General features: G+C 47.8%; 1 pseudogene. It reads left to right on the plus strand.

The annotated features are described in order from the left end of the window. Positions 1 to 278, plus strand: a pseudogene (locus AE2B122_RS19260) (NAD-dependent malic enzyme); the annotation flags it as partial.

The raw sequence follows: 278 nt of genomic DNA on the forward strand, positions 1-278 counted from the left end.
AAAGAAATCCACCAAAACAAGGATGATGTCTACGAATACACGATGAAAGGCAACATGGTTGCAGTTGTCAGTGACGGCTCTGCTGTGCTTGGCCTTGGAAACATCGGTCCGGAAGCTTCTTTACCGGTAATGGAAGGTAAATCTGTACTATTCCAGAGCTTCGCAGGTGTTGACAGCTTCCCAATCGTGCTTGATACAAATGACGTGGACGAAATCGTTCGTACCGTAAAATTGATGGCGCCGACATTTGGCGGCGTGAACTTGGAGGATATCTCCGC

Source organism: Terribacillus sp. AE2B 122, assembly GCF_902497585.1.
Lineage (GTDB): Bacteria > Bacillota > Bacilli > Bacillales > Amphibacillaceae > Terribacillus > Terribacillus saccharophilus_A.